Origin of the sequence: Streptomyces roseofulvus (genome assembly GCF_039534915.1) — a bacterium.
Taxonomy (GTDB): domain Bacteria; phylum Actinomycetota; class Actinomycetes; order Streptomycetales; family Streptomycetaceae; genus Streptomyces; species Streptomyces roseofulvus.
On sequence record NZ_BAAAWE010000001.1, the window covers coordinates 3,574,065 to 3,595,399 of the forward strand.

A 21,335-nucleotide genomic window follows, 5' to 3' on the forward strand; every position below is an offset into this window, starting at 1 on the left:
GGTGTGCGCGCCTCTATGACGTGTACACGCGGCGGACCGGTTGCGTCCGCGGAGCGATTTCTATAAACGGATTCCAATCTTCCGGAATTGGCTCCCGCCGCCCCCGTCGCCCTCAACCCCGTTTCCGCAGCTCGCCCTTGACCACCTTGCCGGCCGCGTTGCGCGGCAGCTCCGTCACGAACTCGACCTGCCGGGGCACCTTGTAGTTCGCCATCTCCCGCCGCGACCAGGCGATCAGGTCGTCGGCGGTGGTCCGCGCGCCCGGGCGCCGCACCACGAACGCCTTGCCGACCTCGCCGAGCCGGGTGTCGGGGACGCCGATGACGGCGACGTCGGCGACGTCCGGGTGCAGGCCCAGGAGCTGCTCGATCTCGGCCGGGTAGGCGTTGAAGCCGCCGACGATGAACATGTCCTTGAGCCGGTCGGTGATCCGCAGGTTCCCGGCCTCGTCGAGGACGCCGACGTCGCCGGTGCGCAGCCAGCCGTCCGCGTCGATCGCGGCGGCCGTCGCCTCCTCGTCCTCGAAGTAGCCGCGCATCACGTTGTGACCCCTGACCAGCACCTCGCCGGTGCCGGAGAGCCGGACCTCGACGCCGGGGACGGCCCGGCCGGAGGTGGTGGCGATCGTCTCGTCGGGGTCGTCGCGGCGGCACATGGTGACGAGGCCGCTCGCCTCGGAGAGGCCGTAGGCGGTGAGGACGGTGCCGACGCCCAGCTCGGAGCGGAGCCGCTCGACCAGGAGCAGCGGGACGACGGCGGCGCCGGTGACGACCAGGCGGAGGCTGGACAGGTCGTGGGCGGCGCGGGCCGGGTGGTCGAGGAGCGACTGGTGGAGGGTGGGCGGGCCGGGGAGCACGCTGATCCGCTCGGCGGCGATGTTGGCGAGGACGGTGTCGACGGTGAAGACCGACTGCGGCACGATCACCGCGCCGCGCATCAGACAGGCGAGGACGCCCGCCTTGTAGCCGAAGGTGTGGAAGAACGGGTTCACGACCAGGTACCGGTCACCCTCCGCCAGGCCGGCGAGCGCGGCCCACTCGGCGTAGCAGCGCAGGCTCTGGGCGTGGCTGATGACGGCGCCCTTGGGGCGGCCGGTGGTGCCCGAGGTGTAGACGATGTCCGAGGGACCGTCCGGGTCGACGGCGTCGGCCCGGGCCCGTACGCGCTCCGCCGGGACCCGGTCGCCCTCGGCGAGGAACTCCTTCCAGGTGGTCCACTCGGCCTCGTCGGGCGCGGTGTCGCCGAGGACGACCACCCGCTCCAGGTGCGGCAGGGGCACCCCGGCACGGCGCAGCGAGGCGACGTACGAGGTGCCGAGGAAGGTGCCGGTGACGAAGAGCAGCCGGGCGCGGGAGCGGGCGAGGACGTCGGCGGCCTCGGCGCCCTTGAAGCGGGTGTTGAGCGGGACGAGGACGGCGCCGGCGGTGACGGCGCCGAGGGCGGCGACGATCCAGTCGAGGCTGTTGGGCGCCCAGACCGCGACCCGGTCGCCGGCCCGTATCCCGGTGGCCAGGCAGGCCGCGGCGGACCGCTCGACCCGGGCGGCGAGTTCGGCGTACGAGATCCGGGCGCGGCCGTCGGCGACCGCCTCCCGCTCGGCCCACCGCTCCCCCGCCGCCCGGACGAGCCCCGGGATCGTGCCCCACTCCAGGTCGCCGCGCACGTCCATCCCCAACCTCCCGGTAGCCGACCAATAGCTGACTATCCGTCAGATTAGTTGTAGCCTGACGCGCTGTCAGCAGTGCTGCCCCCTGAGGAGGTCCGGTGCTCAAGGACGCCACCGCCATCGTCGGCATAGGACAGACCGCCTTCGCGAAACAGCTCCCCGAGACCGAGAAGGCACTCGCCTGCCGGGCGATCCTCGCCGCCCTCGACGACGCCGGCATCGCCCCGTCCGAGGTCGACGCCTTCGCCTCCTACACCATGGAGGAGACCGACGAGGTCGAGGTCGCCAAGGCCATCGGCGCCGGCGACGTCACCTTCTTCTCCAAGGTCGGCTACGGCGGCGGCGGCTCCTGCGCCACCGTCGGCCACCTCGCCGCCGCCGTCGCCACCGGCCAGGCGAGCGTCGGCGTCGCCTGGCGCTCCCGCAAACGCGGCTCGGGACCCCGCCCCTGGAAGAACACCGCCGTCCAGCTCCCCACCCCCGGCCAGTGGACCCGCCCCTACGGGCTGCTCCGCCCCGCCGACGAGATCGGCATGCTCGCCCGCCGCTACATGCACGAGTACGGCGCCACCCGCGACCACCTCTTCAACGTCGCCCTCGCCTGCCGCAACCGCGCCAACCAGAACCCCGCCGCGATCATGTACGAACGCCCGCTGACCCGCGAGATGTACATGACCTCCCGCTGGATCAGCGAACCCCTCTGCCTCTTCGACAACTGCCTGGAGACCGACGGCGCCCTCGCCTGCGTCGTCGTCTCCGCCGCCCGCGCCCGCGACTGCCGGCAGAAGCCCGTCTACGTCCACTCCGCCGCCCAGGGCCTGCCCGCCCAGCACCACGGCATGGTCAACTACTGGAACGACGACCCGCTCACCGGCCCCGCCTGGACCGCCGCCCGCCACCTGTGGAAGACCGCCGACTTCGGCCCCCAGGACGTCGACGTCGCCCAGATCTACGACGCCTTCACCCCGCTCATCCCGCTCTCCCTGGAGGGCTACGGCTTCTGCGGCCGCGGCGAGGGCGCCGCCTTCACAGAGGGCGGCGCCCTCGAACTCGGCGGCCGGCTCCCCCTCAACACCGGCGGCGGCGGCCTCTCCGAGGCCTACGTCCACGGCTTCAACCTCATCACCGAGGGCGTGAAACAGCTCCGCGGCACCTCCACCGCCCAGGTCCCCTCCGCCGCCACCTGCCTCGTCACCGCCGGCGAAGGCGTCCCCACCTCGGCCCTACTCCTCAGGAGCTGACCCCATGCTGAACCCCGTCATCGACGAAGACGGCGCCCCCTTCTGGGAGTTCACCGCCCGCGGCGAGCTGCGGATCCAGGCGTGCGCCGAAGAGGACTGCGGCGAACTCCGCTTCCCGCCCCGCCCCTGCTGCCCCCACTGCCAGTCCTTCGCCACCGAGTGGCGGCTCATGTCCGGCCGCGGCCGGATCTGGTCGTACGTGCTCCCCCACCCTCCGCTGCTCCCCGACTACGCCGCCCAGGCCCCCTACAACGCGGTCCTCGTCGAACTCGCCGACGCCCCCCGCATCCGCCTCGCCGGCAACGTCGTCACCGCCCCCGACGCCCCCCTGAACTCCCTCGACCCCGCCCGCCTGCGGATCGGCGCCCCCGTCCGCGTCGCCTTCACCGAGATCGACGGCGTCGCCGTCCCCCGCTGGCTCCTGGAGCGCGGATGACGATCACCCTGGAACGGGACACGTCGACCGGCGTCGCCGTCGTCACCCTCGACCGGCCCGAGCGGCTCAACGCGCTCACCCTCGCCATGGCCGACGGACTCGGCGCCGTCTGGCGACGGCTCCGGTACGACGACGACATCCGGGCCGTCGTCCTCACCGGCGCCGGCGGCCGCGCCTTCTGCACCGGCATCGACCGCGACGACGCCGCCCGGGTGCCGCAGCCCTCCTCCCCGTACACCCTCGACGACCCGCTGCTCGCCATCGGGCCCAAGGCCAACGACCTGTGGAAACCGGTGATCGCCGCGGTGGAGGGGATGGCCTGCGGAGGCGCCTTCTACCTGCTCGGCGAGGCCGAGTTCCTGATCGCCGGCGAGACGGCGGCCTTCTTCGACCCGCACACCACCTACGGCATGGTCAGCGCCTTCGAGACCATCCACATGGCGCAGCGGATGCCGTTCGGGGAGGTCGCCCGGATGGCCCTGATGGGCTCCGCCGAACGGATCTCCGCCCGGCGGGCGTACGAGATCGGCCTCGTCAGCGAGGTGACCGAGCCGGGCGGGGCGCTCGCCGCCGCCCGGGACGCCGCGGCCGTCGTCGCCGCCTGCCCGACGGAGGCCGTGCAGGGCACCGTACGGGCCCTGTGGACGGCCAGGGAGGCCGCCAGGTCCCAGGCCCTCGCCCAGGCCCCCCACCTGGTGACCCTCGGCAACCTGCCGGCGGACCGGCAGGCGGAGCTGTTCACCGGCCGGCGGACGGGGTACCGGACGCGGTAGCCCCCGGCGGGCGTGCGGGTCGTCTAGTAGGCGGACATGTCGTCGACGCGGACCTCGCAGTTCCGCACCTTGTCCACCACGCCGGGCTTCGCCATCTTCACCTCGAAGTCCTTCTGCCCGCCGTCCTCCACCCGCAGCGTGCTCGACCGCGAGTCGACCACGGCCCCGGCGGCGCTCTTGAACTCCACCGTCACCTTGTAGATCTCGGTGGTGCCGAACGACGCCTCGCTGACGATCCGCACCGTCGCCGAGGTGTCCGCCCTGCGGGCCGGCCTGCCCTTGCGCTTCTTCTGCGCGGGCTTCACACAGTCGACCACGGTCACGTTCAGCGGGCCCGTCGGCGAGGCCGTGGCCGTCGGCTCGGACGTGTAGCCGCTGCCGCTGCCACCGTCCCCGCCCGACCCGGAGCCCGCGTAGTCGTCGTTGTCCTTCTTGTCGCTGGAGCAGCCGCCTCCGCCGCTGCTCTTGCTCTTGCTCTTGCCGCTGCCGCCGCCCTTGCCGCCGGAGCTCGTCTGGAAGCCGGTCAGCGCCAGCACCACGACCGTCAGCGTGGCGGCCATCTTCACCCGGGTGCGTACCATCGCCGTCTCTCCCCTCCCGTCGCGCCGTGTGCGCGCCACACCCTATCGGCGGCCCGGCCGCCGCGTGGCGAGCCCCCGGCACCGGGCGTAGCGTCGACAGCGAGAGCCGGACCGCGCAGCCCCCGAGGAGGCCGATCGATGATCCGCAACGTCGTCGGCTCGGTCCTGGCCCTCGCCGGAGCGACGGCCGCCGTCTGGAGCCCCTTCCGTGCCTGGTACGACGGCCGTCACGGCCGCGACTATCCGATCGAGGACCTCTTCACCGGCATCACCGACACCAGGGCCGAGGTGATCGGCTCGATCCTGCTGCCGTTCGCCTTCGCCGCCCTCGTCACCGTCCTCGGCGTGGTGCTGCGCTCCCGGGTGCTGGTCGCCGTCGCCGGACTGATCGTCCTCGGCTTCACCGTCCTGTGGATGGTCCGGGTCGGGCAGGCCGAGGGGAGCCTGGTGGTCTCCGGGGACGGACGCGGCCTCGGCGACGGCGTCGCCAACGCCTTCGGCGGCGGGATCCTGCTGCTGCTCGGCGCGCTCGTCATGTCCGGCCGCGCCAGGACCCACCGGCTGGAACCGGCCGGGCCGCCGCCCACGCGTCCCACGCTCGACGGACCGCCGCCCGGCGACACCCCGGCGGGGCAGCCGTACGACGCCGAGACCCGGTCCATGCCATACGCCGCCCCCGGCCGCTTCGACGTCCCGGCCGAGCCGCCGCGCGACCGCGGCCGGGACGAGCACCCGGGGGGCTAGGGCGTCTCCTCCGGCTAGCGGGGCGCCGAGCCCCGCCCGGTGGCCGTGCCCTTCGCCGCGTCCAGCGCGTACACGCAGCGGTCCTTGCTGCACGCGTACACGACCCCGCCGCGCACCACCGGCGAGCCGGTGATCTCGCCGCCGGTGGCGAGCTTCCAGCGGAGCTGTCCGCCGGTCGCGTCCAGGGTGTAGAGGACGTGGTCGGCGGAGCCGAAGTGGACCCGCCCGTCGGCGACGACGGGGGTGCCGACCAGTTCGGAGCCGGCCGCGAACCGCCACCGGGGGGTGCCGGTGACCGCGTCCAGGGTGTAGAGCGCGCTGCCGCTGCCGACGTGCACGTTGCCGTCCGCGACGAGCACCGGCTCGGACGACTGGCGCTGCTCGGTCGCGATCCGCCAGCGGTCCTGGCCGGTGGTGGCGTCGAGGGCGTACACCGTGCCGAGGTGGTCGGCCAGGTACACGCCGCCGCCGGTCACCGCCGGGCCGGGCGCGAACGCGGGCGGGGAGAGGAAGACGGCGGGCGCCTCGAAGTGCCAGCGGACGTGCCCGGCGGCGATGTCGATGGACAGGACGCGGGTGCCGGCCGAGACGTACACGCAGCCGTCCTCGGCCGGGGCGACCCGGACCGGCACGTGCCCGCAGGAGGCGGCGTCGCCGATCGGGTACGACCACCGCTCGGTGCCCGTGCGGGCGTCGAGGGCCTGGAGCCGGGCGTCCCGCCACACGTACACGGTGTCGCCGTGGATCGCCGGCCCCGCCTCCGGGGTCTCGAAGTCCGTCTGACAGCCGGTGACCTCCCACAGCTTGGCGCCGTTCGACGCCTCCCAGCCCTGGACGCCGCCGCCCCGGGTGCCGGTGACGACGGTGCCCCGGTCCACCCGGAGGGAGTACACCCAGGCGTCGGTGCGCAGCCGCCAGCGCTCGCTGCCGTCGGCGGCGTCGAGGGCGTACAGCGTCGGCCCGTCGGAGGCGTGGATCCGGCCCCCGGCCACCGCCATCGACCAGGCCACGTCCCGGGTCTTGAACTGCCGCCGGCCGGACGCGGTGTCCAGCGCGTGCACCTCGAAGGAGGTCACGTACAGCAGGTCGCCGTCGACGACGGGCGTCCCCCACACGTCGTTCGACATGCGGAAACGCCACGGGCGCCAGGCGCCCGGCGAGGGCTGCGGCGGTACGGCGGGGGCCTCCGGCGCCGGCGCCGGCGCGGGCGCGGCCTCCCCGCCGGGCGGCCGGAGCCAGCCGGTGGCGTGCGGGTCGGCGGCCTGGCCGACGGCGAGCGCCGCCCGGGTGTCCGCGACCCGGGGGCCGGGCCCGATCGGCACGGTGGCGCCGCCGAGCCGCACCGGACCGCCGGACTCCTCCGCCGGGCCGGCGTGCCGGCCGCCCGCGTGGGCGGGCTCCGGGTCGCGCGGATCGCGGCCGTCGTACGGGACGGGCGGGCGCGGCGGCATCGGCGGCGGGGTGACCGGCGGCTGCGGGGCCGGCCGGCCGCCGCGCCGGGTCTCGATCATGGTGACGGCGCTCTCCGGCAGCCACGCGGAGGCGGTGCCGCTGTCGTCGCTGCCGGGACCGAAGAGGTGCGGGGCGAGCATGGCCTGGAGATCGGCCGGGCTCGGCCGCTGGGCCACGTCCATCTGCATGCACGCCTCGATGAGCGGCCGCAGCTCGTCCGGCAGGCCCTCCAGGTCGGGGCCCTCGCGGAGCAGCATGAAGACGGTCTCCACCGGGTTGGCGCCGTGGAAGGGCGCGTGCCCGGTGGCGGCGAACACCAGCATGGAGCCGAGCGAGAAGACGTCGCTGGCGCCGGTGACGCTGCGCGAGTCGCGGGCCTGCTCGGGCGACATGTAGGCGGGGGTGCCCACGGCGACGTTGGTCATCGTCAGCCGTGTGTTGGAGACGCCGGACGCGATGCCGAAGTCGATCACCCGGGGCCCGTCCTCGACGACGAGGACGTTGGACGGCTTGAGGTCGCGGTGGACCAGCCCGGCGCCGTGGATGGACTGCAGGGCCTCGGCGACACCGGCGGCGAGCCACCGGACGGCCTGGGCCGGGAGCGGCCCGCACTCGTTCACTATCTCTTCCAGCGACGGCGCCGGGACGTACGCGGTCGCCAGCCACGGCACGGCGGCGCGCGGGTCGGCGTCGACGACGGCGGCCGTGTAGAACCCGGACACCGCCCGGGCGGCCTCGACCTCCCGGGTGAAGCGGACCCGGAACAGCTGGTCCTCCGCGAGCTCCGTGCGCACGGTCTTGATCGCCACGCGCCGGCCCGACGCCGACCGCGCGAGATAGACCAGACCCATGCCGCCCGCGCCGAGCCGGCCCAGCACCTCGAAGGGCCCGATGCGTCTCGGGTCGTGCTGCGTCAGCTGTTCCACTTGCCTGCCACCTCCCCGTACGGGCCATGACGGTACGGCCCTGGGGGCTGATTCTTCCTGTCCGGAGCCCTTGTTGCGAACCCGGGGGCGGATCGGGGTGTCACAGGTCATACGGAGCGGAACGCTCACCTGTCGGCGGGGGGCTCCGAGAGGGTGGAGGCGGGGGGTGCCGGGGCGGCGAGGGGGGCCGTGTCGGTGGAGAGGGCGGCGGGCTCCCGGCCGACGGCGAGGGGGTCGGCGGGGGCCGGTTCGGCGAGGACGGCGAAGCGGGCGCCCTGGTTGTCGTGGAGGACGGCGATCCGGCCGTAGGGGGTGTCGGCGGGGGGTTCGGCGACCCGGCCGCCGAGCCGGACGGTGGTGGCGCAGGCCTCGTCGCAGTCGCGGACGGCGAAGTAGACGAGGACGTGGCCGGGCATCTCGGCCGGGAAGGCGTCGGTGATGACGGCCCGGCCGCCGAAGGCGCTGTCGTCGCCGGCGCGGGAGCCGGGCGGGGACCAGACGCGGTAGTCGAAGCCGGGTTCCTTGCCCTCTTCGGCGGGGTCGGCCTGGCGGCCGAGCCAGCCGAAGACGGAGGCGTAGAAGGTGTCCACGGGCCCGGGGCGGCGGGTGTAGACCTCCATCCAGCAGAACGAGCCGGGTTCGTTCACGACCTCGAAGCCGTCGTCGTCCCCGGCCTGGCGCAGGCCGATGACGGCGCCGCCGGGGTCGGCGGCGAGGGCGAGGACGCCGAAGGGTCCGACGGGGTACGGCTCCATGACCATCTGCCCGCCGGCCGCCTTGACGCGGGCGGCGACGGTGCCGGCGTCGCCGGTGGCGAGGTAGACGGTCCAGGTGGTGGGCATGCGGCCGTCCCGCTTGGGGAGCAGCCCGGCGACCCGGCGGCCGTCCAGCAGGGCCTCGTCGCGGTCGTCGTCGAAGGTCCAGCCGAAGAGCTCGCCGTAGAAGCGCTTGCCCGCCTCCAGGTCGGGGAGCTGCGCGTCCACCCAGCAGGGGGTGCCCTCTGTGTATACGGCCATGCCTCCACGCTAGGGCGGCGGGGGCGGGGGCGCGCTCCGGTGTGCGCCGTCCGGGGCGGGGTGCGGCGCAGGCCCGTCCGCCGGGGTTGTCCACAGCCTGTTCACGAAGGGGGCGGTACGGAGCGGGGCGCGGGAGCCGTGGCCGGAAGCCGTCGCGCGACGCGCCGAGCAGACCCCCGCCGACCTCGGGGAACGGGGTGCACCCCATTTGCAGTCGGCCGAATCGCGCGCCGATCCCCCCTCGGTAAGCTGACGGCATGACAGGACAAGTACGCACCGTCGACGGCCGCGTGGCCGGACGACGCGGCCAGGCGACGCGGCAGAAGCTGCTCGACTGCCTCGGTGAGATGCTCAGCTCCTCGCCGTACCGGGACGTCAAGGTGATCGACGTGGCCCGGAAGGCGGGTACTTCACCCGCGACGTTCTATCAGTACTTCCCGGACGTCGAGGGCGCCGTCCTGGAGCTCGCGGAGGAAATGGCGAAGGAGGGCGCCGGATTGACCGAGCTGGTCTCCGGGCGCTCCTGGGTCGGCAAGGCGGCCTGGCAGACCTCCGAGGAACTCGTCGACGGCTTCCTCGACTTCTGGCGGAGGCACGACGCGATCCTGCGGGTCGTGGACCTCGGCGCCGCGGAGGGCGACAAGCGGTTCTACAAGATCCGCATGAAGATCCTGAACTCGGTCACCAACTCCCTGACGGACGCGGTGAAGGAGCTCCAGACCAAGGGCAAGGTCGACAAGGAGGTCAGCGCCGCGGCGATGGCGGGCTCGCTCGTGGCGATGCTGGCCTCGGTCGCCGGCCACCAGAAGGGCTTCACCACCTGGGGTGTGAAGCAGGCCGAACTCAAGCCGAACCTGGCCCTGTTGGTGCATCTGGGCATCACCGGCAAGAAGCCGGTGAGATAGCCCGACGCCGCTGCCGGGCGGACCGCCCGGCGCCTTCTCCTTCACCCGTCCTGTCGTCGACGCCGACGCCGGCCGCCGCCCCTCGCGGGGTGGGACCGCCGTCGGCGTCGTCGTGTCCGGACCCTGTCCCCCGTCATCTGCGGGTGAGGCGGAAGAGCCGGATCTCGCGGTCGATCCGGGCCTGGTAGGAGGCGTACGGGGGCCAGAAGGCGAGGGCCGCCTTCCAGGCCGCCGCCCGCTCCTCGCCCGTCAGCCGTTCGGCCCGTACGGGGATGGTCTCGCCCTTCCAGCTGATCTCGGCGTCCGGGTGGGCGAGCAGGTTGGCCGTCCAGGCGGGGTGGCCGGGGCGGCCGAAGTTGGAGCCGATGAGCAGCCAGGTCCCCCGTTCGGGTTCCGGCATGCAGGCGAGCGGGGTGGTCCGGGGCCGTCCGCTCCTCGCGCCCGTGGCGGTGAGCACGACGCCGGGCAGCATCTGGGCGCTGAGCAGCGTCTTTCCCCTGCTCAGCCGGTGCACGGCCTTGTCGACGGCGGGGATGACGTGGGGGGCGACGCGGGCGAAGGCGCGGGTGGCGGAGACCTTCTGGACGAGTCTCACGCCGAGCGGAGCCCGGTGCTGCGCTTCTCCGGGCATCAGGCGGCCGCCTCTCCGAGGAGTCCGGCCCGTTCGGCCGCGCGGGCCCGGAGGCGTGCGGCGGGCCCGAAGAGGAGCTCGTCGGCGGCGGCGCGGCGCCCGTAGCGGTCGGCGTCGTGCGGCGGTACGGCTTCGCCGGCGGCGGCCCTGAGGGCGTCGAGGGCCTGGGCGAGGGCGAGGGGGCCGCTCTCGGGGCCGGGTCCCGGTTCGCGGGCGGCGCAGTGGGCGAGCGTCCGGGCGGTCTCGATCCGGACGTGCAGGTCGGCGAGGCGGTGCCGGTCGCGGGCGGCGGCGTGGCGGAGGGCTCCGTCCAGGGCGGCGCGGGCGGCGCCGACGGCCTCGGCGGCGAGGAGGACGGCGGCGGTGCGGCCGGCGGCGGCGAGGGCGCGGGTGATGGCGGCGGGGTCGGCGGGGTCCTCGCCGAGGAGTTCGGCCGGGACGTCCCGGAGCTGGACGCGGCCGGGGGAGCGGGTGGGGTCGAGGGCGGCGTGCCGGGTGCGGACGAGTCCGGGGCCCGCGTCCTCCGCGCGGACCAGGTGGAGGAGCGTACGGCTGCGGGCGTAGCCGCCGGCGTGCGCGGCGACGAGGAGGAGGCCGGCGCTGTGTCCGTCGAGGACCTGGTCGGCCTCGCCGTAGAGGAGCCGGGCGTTCGGGGGGCCGCCGGGGGCGGGGCGGGCCTGGACGCCGCCGGCCCGGCCGTCGCCGGACCAGGCGCCGGTGGTGTTGTCGCCGGTGAGCCCGAGGGCGTGGGCGAGGGAGCCGCCGGGGACGGCGAGGGCGCAGGTGAGGCTGCCGTCGGCGATGCGGGGCAGCAGGTCGGCGCGCTGGCCGGAGGTGCCGAGGGCGGCGACGAGGGGGGCGGCGAGGGCGGCGGTGGCGAGGAGCGGGGTGGGAGCGAGGGCGCGTCCGGTCTCCTCGCAGGCGAGGGCGAGTTCGGGGAGGGCGAGGCGGGCGAGGCCGAGTTCGCCGGACATCCGGACCCAGAGGGCGGGGTCGTACCCCTCGGGGTGCGGGGCGGTGGTGCGGGCGGCCGGGGGGCCGGCGTGCCGGTCGAGCAGGTCCCGCAGGGCGCGGCGGATCTCCCGCTGTTCCTCGGTGGCGGTCTCCATGGGACTCCCTCCGTATCTGACGGTCCGTCATGCTAGGGGGATGGAGGGGCGGTTGCCATACCGGAGCGGATCCCTTCCGAGAGAATCTGATGTACCGTCAGATTCATGACCGCCATCGGCACCACCTCACGCGGCGGCCGGGGCCGCCGGGTCGCCGTCGCCGGCGTCGCGCTCTCCGACTGCGGCCGGGTCGACGAGGCCACCCCCTACGCGCTGCACGCCCAGGCCGCCCGCCGCGCCCTCGCCGACAGCGGCCTCGACCGCTCGCTCGTCGACGGCGTCGCCTCCGCCGGGCTCGGCACGCTCGCCCCGGTGGAGATCGCCGAGTACCTGGGCCTGCGCCCCACCTGGGTGGACTCCACCACGGTCGGCGGCGCCACCTGGGAGGTCATGGCCGCCCACGCCGCCGACGCGATCGCCGCGGGCCGCGCCGACGCGGTGCTGCTGGTGTACGGCTCCACCGCGCGCGCCGACATCAAGGCCCGGCGCCGCACCGCCAACCTCTCCTTCGGCGCGCGCGGCCCGCTCCAGTTCGAGGTCCCGTACGGGCACACCCTGATCGCCAAGTACGCGATGGCCGCCCGCCGCCACATGCACGCGTACGGCACCACCCTGGAGCAGCTCGCGGAGGTGGCGGTCCGGACGCGGGCGAACGCGGCCCTGAACCCCGAGGCGATGTTCCGCGACCCGATCACCGTCGACGACGTCCTCTCCGGACCGATGATCGCCGACCCCTTCACCACCTTGCACTGCTGCATCCGCAGCGACGGCGGCTGCGCGGTGCTGCTCGTCGCCGAGGAGTACGTGCCGGACACGCGGAAGGCGCCGGTCTGGATCCTCGGCGCCGGCGAGCACACCTCCCACACGACGATGTCCGCGTGGGAGGACTTCACCGTCTCCCCCGCCGCCGTCAGCGGGCGCCTCGCCTTCGAACGGGCCGGCGTCACCCCCGCCGACATCGACGTCGCCGAGATCTACGACGCGTTCACCTACATGACGCTGGTGACCCTGGAGGACCTCGGCTTCTGCGGCAAGGGCGAGGGCGGGGCGTACGTCACGGACACGTCCGCGGTGCCGTTCAACACGGACGGCGGCGGGCTCTCCGCGTGCCACCCGGGGATGCGGGGCCTCTTCCTCCTGGTGGAGGCGGTCCGCCAACTCCGCGGCGAGGCGCCGGGACTGCAGGTCCGCCGCCCCGACGGCAGCCTCCCCCGCCTGGCCCTCGCCTCCGCCACCGGCGGCTGGTTCTGCTCCGCGGCCACCCTGATCCTCTCCCGCACCTGACCCCACCGGCGGCCCCGCCGCTCCGTTGTGGGCAATCGCTCCGCCGGGGCGGTGCCCACCCGGGCTCGGCGCCGGCGCCGCTCCGTTGTGGGCAATCGTTCCGCTGGGCGGAACGCCTGCCCACACGGCGGTCCGGCCAACGGCGCCGCCCCGCAGCCGAGCCGGCGCGGAAGCCGGAGGGCAGCGAGTGCCGCGCCACGTACGGGGCCGGACGGCCTACGCTCGGGCCATGAGCGACGACTTCCGCGACGCGCTGCGGTCGCTGCGGGTGTGGGACACCGCCCTGCCCGCCTTCGACCCGACCGAGGCGCCGGACACCCCCCTCCCCCTCTTCCACGCCTGGTTCCTCGCCGCCGTCGCCGCCGGCCAGACCGAACCGCACACCCTCTCCCTCGCCACAGCCGGCGCCGACGGCCGCCCCGACGTCCGGACCGTGATGCTGCACGACGCCGACGCCCGCGGCTGGCACTTCGCCTCGCACGCGACCAGCGCCAAGGGCCGTCAGCTGGCCGCCCGCCCGGAGGCCGCGCTCGGCTTCTACTGGCCGGTCCAGGGCCGCCAGGTCCGGGTCCGCGGCCACGTCACCACCGCGAGCCGGGAGGAGGCGTACGCGGACCTGCACGCGCGCACCACCGGCGCCCTCGCCGCCGCGCTCACCGGCCGCCAGAGCGAACCCCTCGACTCCCCCGAGGCCCTCGCGGCGGCGAGCGACGCGGCCTGGCTCCGTGCCGAGGCCGAGCCGGACGCCGACGCGCCCACCTGGACCCTGTACGTGGTCGAACCGGCCGAGGTCGAGTTCTTCCAGGGCGACGCCCGCCGCCGCCACCTCCGCCTCCGCTACCGCCGCGACCCCGCCGCCCCCGCCGGCTGGGCCAGGGAGCTGCTCTGGCCCTGAGGGCGCACCATGGAGAGGGAGGTGTGAGAACCATGGCCACCTACATGGACGTGCACCGCGGCATGGTCGGGATCACGGAGGACCAGCTCCTCGAAGCCCACCGCGCCGACCTCGCCATCGAGAAGGAGGAAGGGGTCCACTTCCAGAAGGCGTGGGCGGACCCCGAGTCCGGCACCGTCTACTGCCTGTCGACGGGCCCCTCCGCCGACGCCGTGCAGCGGATCCACCAGCGGACCGGCCACGCGGCCGACGAGATCCACGAGGTGACGCTGACGGTGTGAGCCCAGCCCGCGGGGCCGCCCCCGCGGGCACGCTCCCCCAGAGGGCTACTCGTACGCCGACTCCGGTCCGTACATCTCCTCGACCTCCCGTGCGAAGTCCCGCAGCACCGCCCGCCGTTTGAGCTTCAGCGACGGCGTGAGGTGCCCGGAGGTCTCGGAGAACTCGGTGGTCAGCACCCGGAAGGCGCGGATCGACTCGGCCCGCGAGACCAGCCGGTTGGCGTCGTCCACCGCCTTCTGCACCACCGCGAGGAGTTCCTCGTCCCGGGCCAGTTCCCACAGCGCCAGATGGTCCTTCTGCCGCATCCGCCGCCAGTGGGCGAGGCCCTCGTGGTCGAGGGTGATCAGCGCGGAGACGTACGGCCGGTTGTCGCCGACGACCATGCACTGGGCGACCAGCGGGTGCGCCCGCAGCCAGTCCTCCAGCGGCGCGGGGGCGACGTTCTTGCCGGCCGAGGTGATCAGGAGGTCCTTCTTGCGGCCGGTGATGGTGAGGTAGCCGTCCTCGTCGAGGGCGCCGATGTCGCCGGTGGGGAACCAGCCCTCGTCGGTGTACGGGACGGCGGTGCCGCGCTGCGCGTCCCAGTACCCGGCGAAGACGTGCGGGCCGCGCAGCCACACCTCCCCGTCGTCCGCGATCCGCACCCCCGTGCCGGGCAGCGGCAGGCCGACCGTGCCGGTACGGGGCGCGAGCGGCGGGGTGACCGTGGACGCGGCGGTGGTCTCCGTCAGGCCGTACCCCTCGAAGACCTCGACGCCCGCGCCCCGGAAGAACTCCGCGAGCCGCACGCCGAGCGGCGAGCCGCCGCAGATCACGTACCGCACCCGGCCGCCGAGCGCCGCCCGGATCCGCCGGTAGACCAGCGGGTCGTAGAGGGCGCGGGCGGCCCGCACCGGGAGCGAAGGCGCCTCGGTCCGCCCGTAACGGCGGGCGGCCCGCGCGGCCCGGTCGAAGGCGGCGCCCTTCCCGGAGCGTTCGGCGGTGGCGCGGGCGCGGTTGTAGACCTTCTCCATCACGTACGGGATCGCGAGGAGGAAGGTGGGACGGAAGGACGCCAGGTCGTCGAGGAGGGCGTCCCCCTCCACGGAGGGCGCGTGCCCGACCCGTACCCGTGCCCGGACGCAGCCGACCGCCACCATCCGCCCGAAGACGTGCGACAGCGGCAGGAAGAGCAGCGTGGACGGCGGCTCGCCGCCCTCGGGGGCGAAAACCGGGTGGAGGAGCTTGACCGCGTTGTCGACCTCGGCGAAGAAGTTGGCGTGGGTGAGGGCGCAGCCCTTGGGCCGGCCGGTGGTGCCGGAGGTGTAGACGAGGGTGGCGAGGGTGTCCGGGGTGAGCAACCCGCGCCGGGCGGTCACGGTCTCGTCGGGCACCCGCGCCCCCGCGTCGCGCAGCTGCCGTACGGCTCCGGCGTCGAGGACCCAGAGGTGGCTGAGGCCCGGCAGCCGGCGCCGTTCCGCCGACACCGTCCGGCCCTGCCCTGCGTCCTCGACGACGCAGGCGACGGCGCCGGAGTCCTGGAGGATCCAGCGGGTCTGGAAGGCGGAGGAGGTCGGGTGGACGGGGACGGTGACGAGCCCGGCGGCCCAGGCGGCGAAGTCGAGGAGCGTCCACTCGTAGGTGGTGCGGGCCATCAGCGCGAGCCGGTCGCCGGGGCGCAGCCCGTGGGCGATGAGGCCCTTGGCGACGGCGTGGACCTCGGCGGCGAACCGTGCGGCGGTGACGTCCTTCCAGCCGCCGTCCTCGGCGTCCCGCCGGGAGAAGACGACGACGTCGGGGTGCTGCCGGGCGTTGTCGTACGGCAGGTCGGCGAGGGAGCCGCGGTCCACCCGGGGCACGAGGGCGGGCGCGGAGACCTCCCGGACCCGGCCGTCGACGCGGATGAGGGCAAGGTCGGTCGACACGGGCGGCTCCTCGGTCTGCGCGATGAACGAAGGTCGTGCGTCGTGGAGCGAAGTCGTGCGTGGTGGAGCGGGGTCGTACGGCGTGGAGCGGAGTCGTACGGCGTGGAGCGGAGTCGTACGGCGTGGAGCGGGCGGAGCCGGAAACGTACGGCAGGGGCGGTACGGCGTGCAGCGGGCGTGCGGCCGTCCAGAAGACGACTGGCCGGTAACCTTACTGCGCGGTAAGCCTCAACGGCGAGACCAGCGCTCGTTTTTCATGAGGTTTCCGAGACCGGACCAGGCGAAGTCCATCAGCGTGGCGGCGGCCTCCCGCGCGGTCACGCCCGGCGTCTCGTTGGCCCAGGTCGCCAGCGACTCGGCCGACCCGACCAGGGCCTGCGCCAGCGCCGCGACGTCCCGCTCGCCGATCGCGACGGTCCCGTGCGCGGCCCGCGCGGCCTCGCCGATCAGCCCGGTCACGAAGTCGGCGATCTCCTCCCGCATCCGCGCCGCCTCGGTCGCGAACGGCTCCCCCTGCGTCCGCGCGTGCCGGCTGAGCACCGCCCAGGCGTCCGGGTGGTCGGCGGCGTGCCCGAAGAACGCGAGCAGCCCGGCCCACAGCCGCTCGTCCGGCGGCGCGGAGGTGTCGCCCACCGCTTCGGCCACGGCCCCGAGCAGCGCCTCCGCCTCCCGCCGGATGCAGGCGGTGAAGAGCTCCTCCTTGGAGTTCAGGTACAGGTACACCAGCGGCTTCGACACCCCGGCCAGCTCGGCGATCTCGTCCATCGACGCCGCCTGGTAGCCCTGCCGCGCGAAGCAGGCCACGGCGGCGTCCATCATCTGCCGCTCCCGCACGGCCCGCGGCAGCCTCTTGGTCCCCGCCACGCCTCTCCCCACCTGCGCCCGCCTCGATTTCCATGATCACCCGAACGCCCCGCAGAAGCCTACGTGCCCCGCACCCGGAGCGGGTGCGGGGCACGTGGGGCGTGCTGCGACGGGGCGCGTCAGGCGGCCAGCGCCGGCTCGCGCTCGTCGACGGGGGACGCCGTCACGGTGTCGTACCGCTCGACGTCGAGGATCTTCTCGCGGGCGGAGACGATCACCGGGACCAGCGCCTGGCCGGCGACGTTGGTGGCCGTCCGGACCATGTCGAGGATCGGGTCGATCGCCATGAGGAGGCCGACGCCCTCCAGGGGGAGGCCCAGGGTGGAGAGGGTCAGGGTCAGCATGACCGTCGCGCCGGTGAGGCCGGCGGTGGCGGCGGAGCCGATGACCGAGACGAAGGCGATCAGCAGGTAGTCGCCGATGCCGAGCTGGACGTCGAAGATCTGCGCGATGAAGATCGCGGCGAGCGCCGGGTAGATCGCGGCGCAGCCGTCCATCTTGGTGGTGGCGCCGAACGGGACGGCGAAGGAGGCGTACTCCTTCGGGACGCCGAGGCGCTCGGTGACCTTCTGGGTGACCGGCATGGTGCCGACCGAGGAGCGGGAGACGAAGGCCAGCTGGATGGCGGGCCAGGCGCCCTTGAAGAACTGGAGCGGGTTGACCTTGGCGACGGTGGCGAGCAGCAGCGGGTAGACGCCGAAGAGGACCAGGGCGCAGCCGATGTAGACGTCGGCGGTGAAGGTCGCGTACTTGCCGATCAGGTCCCAGCCGTAGTCGGCGATGGCGAAGCCGATGAGGCCGACGGTGCCGAGCGGGGCGAGGCGGATGACCCACCACAGGGCCTTCTGGAGGAGCTCCAGGACCGACTCGGAGAGGGTGAGGATCGGCTGGGCCTTGTCGCCGAGCTTGAGGGCGGCGATGCCGGCGACGGCGGCCATGAAGACGATCTGGAGGACGTTCAGCTCGGTGAAGGGCGTGATGACGTCCGTCGGGACGATGCCGGTGAGGAAGTCGATCCAGGAGCCCTCGCGCTTCGGCAGCTTGCCGTCCTGCGGGGTGAGGCCGGTGCCGGCGCCCGGGTTGGTGACCAGGCCGATGGCGAGGCCGATGGCGACCGCGATCAGCGAGGTGATCATGAACCACAGGAGGGTGCGGGTGGCGAGCCGGGCGGCGTTGTTCACCTTCCGCAGGTTGGTGATGGACACCAGGATGGCGAAGAAGACGAGCGGGGCGACGGCCAGCTTGAGGAGCTGGACGAAGATGTCACCGACCTGCGCGAGGGTCTCCTTCAGCCAGGAGACGTCCTGGCTGCGGGCGATCCACCCGAGCAGGACGCCGAGCACGAGACCGGCGACGATCTGGGCCCAGAAGGGAACCTTGGGTATACGCGCGGAAACAGACGCGGACACGGACACACTCCACAGGTGCGTATCGGGGAATACGGGGGACGGGGGTGCGGCGCACGCGCTCTCGCGCGGGCCGCTGCATGATGCCGGATCAGAGCACGCGGCAACAGACCGCGGACATACAGCGGCAGAGATCGACGTGCAGGCGCGCCACGAGCGGGATGCCCGGGGCGTCGAAGGGGCGCACTGCTGTCGTCATGGCCGATACGTTAACACTTGAACTTTGAGAACCTCAAAGCTGTTCTTTGAGACCAAGAACCGGCCACCCCGGCCGAAACACAGAACACCCCTGATGAGAGCCACAACGCTCACACCAGGGGTGCGTGATCTGTGAGGAACCTTACGCAGTCCTTACGCATCGCCCGCACGTCCGGAACCGCCGGGGCGCCTCACACCAGGGGCAGCCGGTAGCGCATCCGGTACCGGTGCGCCGCCTTCGTCATCAGCGTGGCCTCGATCGGGCGCCCGCCGTCGGAGTAGACCACCCGAAAGGCGACGAGGACGGGCATGTCCTTCGGCAGTTCCAGCGCCACGACCTCCTCTTCCGTCGGGATCTCGGACGACAGCTCGTCCACGAACTCGCGCGGGGGAAAGCCCATCGCGTCCAGCAGGGCCGGGGTGCCGCCCCGGATCCGCTTCTTCTCCAGTACGGCGGTGCCCTCGACCAGACTCAGCGGGTAGTAGGACCGCGTGAGCTCGGTCGGCTCCTCGTCCAGGAGGAGGAGCTGCCTGCGGAGCACGGCTCGCTCGCCGTCCTCCAGGCGCAGGGCCTCGGCCACCTCCGTCGGCGGGACGACAATCTCGACACCCAGAAGCCGGACCCGGCCGACCTGCCTCCGCTTCGCGGCCTCGGAAACCCACGGATAGGGCTCGTCCGGCCCGGCCGGGCGCAGATAGTCGACCGGCTCGACGGATTCCTGCGCGTGCCGGCATACGTACACCCCCTTGCCCGGCAGCCCTTCGAGGAGCCCTTCGACCTTCAGCACTTGCAGGGCCTTCTGGACGGTGGTGTTGGCCACGCCGCCGTACTGCTCCATCAACTCGGCGGTCGAGCCCAGCTTGCTGCCGGGCGGGAGGTCCCCGCGGGTGATCCGCCGCCGCAGCTCCGCCGCGATCTTCTGGTGCGGCGACCTGGGGTCCGTGAACTCCTTCGCCATCACGCGTCCCGCTTCCCGAGCCGGTACGTGAGGTGCCTGCCGGACGGCATGACCATCAGGGACGCCTCCATCGGCGCTCCCGCGGCGGTCCGCGTCAGGCGGATCAGCCGGAGGACGGCACTCCCTTCGGGCAGCTCCAGATGCTCGCGCTCCCCGCCGGTGGCCAGACCCGCACTCACGTCCTCGACGACCTCGGCACCGACGTACCCCATCTCCTTGAGCAGGGTGACGGCTCCGCCGGGCACCTTGCGCGGCTCCGCCAGCGGCGTGCCACCGGCGACGGAGAGGGGGTAGTAGGAGTCGGCCAGCTCCACAGGGCGGTCGTCCAGCAGGATCAGCCGCCTCCTGACGACCACCCGCTCACCCGCGGGCAGACCCAGAGCGACGCGGACGGCGTCGGGCGCCTCCCCCTCGCCCGCGTACAGGAGCCGCTGCCCACCGCGACGCCCACGCCGGGCGGCCTCGTCGGTCCACGCGTCACCCTGACCGGGCTCGCGCGGGGCCAGATACGGCGCGGTCTCACTGATCCACGCATCGCCCGACATGTGCCAACCTCCCGCTCACTGTTGCCAGCGACCCTACTTCCTCACGTCGAACAGAACCGAGCGCAACCTTAAGGCCTTGCGACTTAAAGTCGCTTGCGCTTAAGGTCGGGGCCATGGAGACGACGGATCCTGATGAAGCGCAGCAAGGCGTCCCGGTCCCACCCGCCGGTCTGAGCCCGGCGCTCCGGGCACGCTCCGAGGCCGGGTGGCGAGAGTTTCTGGACCGGTGGTTCGAGGCCTGGGAAGAGTCGAGCGGTGAACGACGCGGCCGGTGAAGGGGAGGCCGGGCACCCCTTCCTTCACCGCAGGGTGCGCGACATCGCAAGCGGCGGCGAGGGCGTACTGACGGCGGTCGTGCACGAGCGGCACGGCGGCCGGCTCCTCCGCATCGCCCACATTCAGCCCACCACCGGCGTCGCCTGGACGACGGCGGCGGACAACATCAGACCGGCCCGGGGGGCCGCCCCGCCGGTCTGTCTAGAGCGCGTCCTCGCGGGTGCGGTTCTCGTGGAGGCGACCCTTGGCGCGGTCGACCTTCTCGACGATCTCGGCGCTGAGGGAGTCGCGCTGCTTGCGGAGCAGGACGAAGCTCAGGGGGGCCGAGACGACGATGGAGAGGAGGAGGACCCACAGGAGGTTGGAGTCACCGAGGCCGCGCGGCAGCGCGCCGACGTAGACGAGGCCCCACAGGGCGAGGAAGCACCCGGCGAAGATGCCGAGCCGCATCAGCGAGTAGCGGAGCATGACCCACTCTTTCGTTCCGAGGTTCCGAACCTTCCCATTACGGGACGAGCGTCCCCCAGTGAAGCACGGCGCGGGGGCCGCGCCGGAGGCGGGGTCGGGGGCGGGAGAGGGGGCGGGCGGGGACGAAAGGTCTTGAGCGCGGAGCTAAGTAATAGATACTCTTCACTTATGACCCTTACCTTTGAGGCCGATCCGGCCGTCGACCAGGCCCTCACCGACGGCATCCTCGCCCTCTGGGCCGACGTCACCAACGCCGGCGGGGCCGTCGGCTTCGTCCCGCCCGTCACCCGGGACGACATCCGCCCCGCCCTCCGCCGGCACCTCACCGGCATGGCCCAGGGCACCCACCGGCTGCTGGTGGGGCGGGACGAGGACGGCGCGATCGCGGCCACCGCCGTGTTCGCCTTCAACGGCCACCGGCTGATGACCCACTGGGTGTGGCTGTACACGGTGATGGTCCACCCGAAGCACCAGGGCAAGGGGTACGGCCGCGACCTGATGGCGGCCGTCGAGCACACCGCCCGCACCGCCCCCGGCTTCGAGGCGGTCGAGGCCATCCGGCTCGGCGTCCGCGGCGGCACCGGCGTCGACTCCTTCTACGCCAAGGCCGGCTACAAGGAGGTCGGGCGCGTCCCCGGCGGCATCCGCGTGGCCCCCGGCGACGACCGGGACGACATCACCATGCTGCTGCCCCTGACCTGACCCGACCGCACCGGGCACAGGATGTCGGGTCCGGCACAGGGGGCGTCCCTAGCGTGGACAGCAGTGAAGGAA

Annotated in this window: 21 protein-coding genes; 9 read left to right on the forward strand and 12 right to left on the reverse strand. The window is 73.7% G+C overall.

Features of this window, described 5'->3' with window-relative positions:
• Positions 1 to 112: 112 nt before the first annotated feature.
• Positions 113 to 1,663, reverse strand: a complete 1,551-nt coding sequence (locus tag ABFY03_RS16320) for a FadD3 family acyl-CoA ligase (protein ID WP_319008630.1) — start codon at positions 1,661 to 1,663, stop codon at positions 113 to 115.
• Positions 1,664 to 1,764: 101 nt separating this feature from the next.
• Between ABFY03_RS16320 and ABFY03_RS16325 the strand changes: the two genes are divergently transcribed.
• From ABFY03_RS16325 to ABFY03_RS16335, 3 genes are read left to right on the forward strand one after another with little or no spacing between them, the layout of a single operon-like run.
• Positions 1,765 to 2,907 carry a lipid-transfer protein gene (locus tag ABFY03_RS16325; RefSeq protein ID WP_319008566.1) on the forward strand — a complete coding sequence of 381 codons (1,143 nt, stop codon included), beginning with the start codon at positions 1,765 to 1,767 and terminating at the stop codon, positions 2,905 to 2,907.
• A 4-nt stretch (positions 2,908 to 2,911) separates the two neighbouring features.
• The gene (locus tag ABFY03_RS16330; protein WP_346170213.1) at positions 2,912 to 3,343 is read left to right on the forward strand and encodes a Zn-ribbon domain-containing OB-fold protein; all 432 of its coding nucleotides are present in this window, start codon (positions 2,912 to 2,914) and stop codon (positions 3,341 to 3,343) included.
• Positions 3,340 to 4,116, forward strand: coding sequence for an enoyl-CoA hydratase/isomerase family protein (locus ABFY03_RS16335; RefSeq protein ID WP_319008564.1), 777 nt, complete (start codon positions 3,340 to 3,342; stop codon positions 4,114 to 4,116). The genes ABFY03_RS16330 and ABFY03_RS16335 overlap by 4 nt, the downstream gene beginning before the upstream one ends.
• A gap of 23 nt (positions 4,117 to 4,139) precedes the next feature.
• Here ABFY03_RS16335 and ABFY03_RS16340 read toward each other — a convergent pair whose 3' ends face one another.
• The gene (locus ABFY03_RS16340) at positions 4,140 to 4,697 is read right to left on the reverse strand and encodes a hypothetical protein (protein WP_346170214.1); all 558 of its coding nucleotides are present in this window, start codon (positions 4,695 to 4,697) and stop codon (positions 4,140 to 4,142) included.
• Positions 4,698 to 4,835: 138 nt separating this feature from the next.
• On the opposite strand from ABFY03_RS16340, the gene ABFY03_RS16345 reads away from it, so the two are divergent.
• The gene (locus tag ABFY03_RS16345) at positions 4,836 to 5,441 is read left to right on the forward strand and encodes a hypothetical protein (RefSeq protein WP_346170215.1); all 606 of its coding nucleotides are present in this window, start codon (positions 4,836 to 4,838) and stop codon (positions 5,439 to 5,441) included.
• Between the two features lie 14 nt (positions 5,442 to 5,455).
• Here ABFY03_RS16345 and afsK read toward each other — a convergent pair whose 3' ends face one another.
• Together afsK and ABFY03_RS16355 are read right to left on the reverse strand one after the other, a co-directional pair.
• The gene (afsK, locus tag ABFY03_RS16350; protein WP_319008561.1) at positions 5,456 to 7,819 is read right to left on the reverse strand and encodes a protein serine/threonine kinase AfsK; all 2,364 of its coding nucleotides are present in this window, start codon (positions 7,817 to 7,819) and stop codon (positions 5,456 to 5,458) included.
• Between the two features lie 125 nt (positions 7,820 to 7,944).
• A complete protein-coding gene (locus tag ABFY03_RS16355) occupies positions 7,945 to 8,835 on the reverse strand; it encodes a VOC family protein (RefSeq protein ID WP_319008560.1) in 891 nt (296 codons plus the stop codon).
• A 257-nt stretch (positions 8,836 to 9,092) separates the two neighbouring features.
• On the opposite strand from ABFY03_RS16355, the gene ABFY03_RS16360 reads away from it, so the two are divergent.
• The gene (locus ABFY03_RS16360) at positions 9,093 to 9,740 is read left to right on the forward strand and encodes a TetR family transcriptional regulator (protein ID WP_319008559.1); all 648 of its coding nucleotides are present in this window, start codon (positions 9,093 to 9,095) and stop codon (positions 9,738 to 9,740) included.
• A gap of 133 nt (positions 9,741 to 9,873) precedes the next feature.
• Here the strand turns inward: ABFY03_RS16360 and ABFY03_RS16365 are convergent, their stop codons facing one another.
• Positions 9,874 to 10,371, reverse strand: coding sequence for a nitroreductase family deazaflavin-dependent oxidoreductase (locus ABFY03_RS16365; protein WP_346170216.1), 498 nt, complete (start codon positions 10,369 to 10,371; stop codon positions 9,874 to 9,876).
• Positions 10,371 to 11,480, reverse strand: a complete 1,110-nt coding sequence (locus ABFY03_RS16370; RefSeq protein WP_346170217.1) for an acyl-CoA dehydrogenase family protein — start codon at positions 11,478 to 11,480, stop codon at positions 10,371 to 10,373. Before ABFY03_RS16370 ends, ABFY03_RS16365 begins: the two co-directional genes overlap by 1 nt.
• Before the next feature lie 105 nt (positions 11,481 to 11,585).
• Here ABFY03_RS16370 and ABFY03_RS16375 point away from each other — a divergent pair, with 105 nt between their 5' ends.
• From ABFY03_RS16375 to ABFY03_RS16385, 3 genes are all read left to right on the forward strand, one after another.
• Positions 11,586 to 12,764 (forward strand): thiolase C-terminal domain-containing protein, encoded by a 1,179-nt coding sequence (locus ABFY03_RS16375; protein WP_319008556.1) that lies wholly within the window; start codon positions 11,586 to 11,588, stop codon positions 12,762 to 12,764.
• Positions 12,765 to 12,993: 229 nt separating this feature from the next.
• Positions 12,994 to 13,659: a pyridoxine/pyridoxamine 5'-phosphate oxidase gene (locus ABFY03_RS16380; protein ID WP_346170218.1), complete on the forward strand. Its 666-nt coding sequence runs from the start codon at positions 12,994 to 12,996 to the stop codon at positions 13,657 to 13,659.
• A gap of 32 nt (positions 13,660 to 13,691) precedes the next feature.
• Entirely contained in the window at positions 13,692 to 13,940 is a 249-nt protein-coding gene (locus ABFY03_RS16385) for an SCO4226 family nickel-binding protein (RefSeq protein ID WP_319008554.1), read from the forward strand.
• 45 nt (positions 13,941 to 13,985) lie between these two features.
• Here ABFY03_RS16385 and ABFY03_RS16390 read toward each other — a convergent pair whose 3' ends face one another.
• The 6 genes from ABFY03_RS16390 to ABFY03_RS16415 form a co-directional block, all read right to left on the reverse strand.
• On the reverse strand, positions 13,986 to 15,845 hold the full coding sequence (locus tag ABFY03_RS16390; RefSeq protein ID WP_346170219.1) for an AMP-dependent synthetase/ligase: 1,860 nt from the start codon (positions 15,843 to 15,845) through the stop codon (positions 13,986 to 13,988).
• Between the two features lie 228 nt (positions 15,846 to 16,073).
• The gene (locus ABFY03_RS16395; protein WP_319008629.1) at positions 16,074 to 16,691 is read right to left on the reverse strand and encodes a TetR/AcrR family transcriptional regulator; all 618 of its coding nucleotides are present in this window, start codon (positions 16,689 to 16,691) and stop codon (positions 16,074 to 16,076) included.
• Between the two features lie 137 nt (positions 16,692 to 16,828).
• Positions 16,829 to 18,124: a dicarboxylate/amino acid:cation symporter gene (locus ABFY03_RS16400; RefSeq protein WP_386723815.1), complete on the reverse strand. Its 1,296-nt coding sequence runs from the start codon at positions 18,122 to 18,124 to the stop codon at positions 16,829 to 16,831.
• 380 nt (positions 18,125 to 18,504) lie between these two features.
• Positions 18,505 to 19,272: a GntR family transcriptional regulator gene (locus ABFY03_RS16405; protein ID WP_346170220.1), complete on the reverse strand. Its 768-nt coding sequence runs from the start codon at positions 19,270 to 19,272 to the stop codon at positions 18,505 to 18,507.
• Complete coding sequence (locus tag ABFY03_RS16410) at positions 19,272 to 19,817, reverse strand: GntR family transcriptional regulator (protein ID WP_346170221.1); 546 nt, start codon at positions 19,815 to 19,817, stop codon at positions 19,272 to 19,274. Before ABFY03_RS16410 ends, ABFY03_RS16405 begins: the two co-directional genes overlap by 1 nt.
• A 477-nt stretch (positions 19,818 to 20,294) precedes the next feature.
• Positions 20,295 to 20,561, reverse strand: a complete 267-nt coding sequence (locus tag ABFY03_RS16415; RefSeq protein ID WP_319008551.1) for a DUF4229 domain-containing protein — start codon at positions 20,559 to 20,561, stop codon at positions 20,295 to 20,297.
• 168 nt (positions 20,562 to 20,729) lie between these two features.
• On the opposite strand from ABFY03_RS16415, the gene ABFY03_RS16420 reads away from it, so the two are divergent.
• Positions 20,730 to 21,263 (forward strand): GNAT family N-acetyltransferase, encoded by a 534-nt coding sequence (locus ABFY03_RS16420; RefSeq protein WP_319008550.1) that lies wholly within the window; start codon positions 20,730 to 20,732, stop codon positions 21,261 to 21,263.
• The last annotated feature ends 72 nt before the right edge of the window (positions 21,264 to 21,335 follow it).